Below are 1707 nucleotides of genomic sequence, written 5' to 3' on the forward strand. Positions count from 1 at the left end.
AATAATAGTCAATGGTTTTTATTAAATAAATTTAAAGTTTTTTATTCGCCAGTCGCTATATAGATTCCCATAAAGTGAAACTTTAATCAATGGAGGTTTTCTTCATCCATCTGATAATATCGATCAGTAACAATTAGCTTTTCACTTTCTACTATAAAAGTACCAATTGCCTTGTTCTTTATCATTCCTTCTTCTACTGTACAATGATATTATGCTTTAAAGACAGTAGGTTTACATTTCCCATTTGTTAACATCATCATAGATAACTTAATTATTCATCGTTATTAACTCCATATAATTCATACTATTTAATTGTTATACAGGGTAATTGGAGTATGAGATAATTAGCAATCGTTCCATTTAAATTGTGTAAGTACACTTAGACTTATTGAAAATATGTTTCCTAAAGGTATTTGAATAGGAGGCGTATTTTAGTAAATATTGATGAGTACGCGTGGAATAAAATTGATTTATTCCAAACAACTTTAGAGTACCACCCTTGTATTCGCCGCTATGAATACAATATTATGTGTATTCTCTAATCTCACTGTATCTCCCTATAAACCAACTAAAAAGAGGGTTTCATACTCAATGAATCATACACCCTCTTTTTACATTCCTATATTAAAGTGTTTTACACTTTCTATCTTCTTTCATCTTTCGATCTACAGATTTCATTAGAACACGTAATTTATCTTTATCTGCCCAGACCACTCCAAGTAAAACTAGGCAACCACCTATTAAAATCTTCCATGTTAAAGATTCATTTAATAGAATAACCGAAGCAATAATACTTATGAGTGGTAAAGCATTTAGATACAGCCCACTTACTGATGCCGACACCTTTTCTAGCGCCTTGTTCCAAAGCCAATAGGCAAGAATTGTTGCCCCAATAACAAGATACATAAAACTAAGTCCAGCCTTCCATGTATGTAGTTGCGGTAAACCGTAGTAAAAAGTTTCTATAGCAGCAAAAGGTAATAAAATAACCGCTCCAATTAACAATGTTAATGTAGTAAACACTTCATTCGATAACTTCTTTTCTTGTTTTGGTCGTTTGAGTAATATTGTATAGTAAGCAAATAAAAAGGTACTACATAAAATAAGTGTGTCCCCTACTAGAGAAGCACTTTGAGTATCGTGACTGAATGGGATTGTAATACATATGACACCAATAAAGCCTAATACAATTCCGATCCAATAGTTTATGTGGATTCTTTCTCTTAACAAAATTGCAGAAAAAACAATCGTAACTAACGGCAATGCAGCATCAATAATACTAACGTGCAAACCACTTGTTAATGAAATGCCATATGAGGTGAACATAAAATAGCCAGCTACACCGGAAAAAGATAATAAACTCATTCTTTTCCATGGCACGGTCCTATTTGTAATACTTTCCCGCAATCCATGAAAAGAAAATATCGCACTTATCCCCCCAGCAAAACAAAGGCGAAGAAATAGTAATGTAAATGGTTGAATTGACTCAAGCGCCCACTTTGTTGGAGCAATTGCTATCCCCCATAATATAATTGCCGTTAACAGCATACATATTCCTTTAATGTTTATCTCCCCTTTTCCATATTTACATATATCCCCATCTTACTATGTACTCTTAGAGTAAAACAAACAGAGACTCTTTTTTTATTCTTTAAAACACTTATGTAAATACACAAAAAAGACGAGTCATTCTGACTCGTCTTAAGG

At 32.7% G+C, this 1707-nt stretch carries 1 protein-coding gene; it reads right to left on the bottom strand.

From position 1 onward, the window contains the following. Positions 1 to 624 precede the first annotated feature (624 nt). Positions 625 to 1548: a DMT family transporter gene (locus tag HRG09_RS28005; RefSeq protein ID WP_174104058.1), complete on the bottom strand. Its 924-nt coding sequence runs from the start codon at positions 1546 to 1548 to the stop codon at positions 625 to 627. Between the last annotated feature and the right edge of the window lie 159 nt (positions 1549 to 1707).

Source organism: Bacillus sp. Xin1 (genome assembly GCF_013314535.1).
Lineage (GTDB): Bacteria > Bacillota > Bacilli > Bacillales > Bacillaceae_G > Bacillus_A.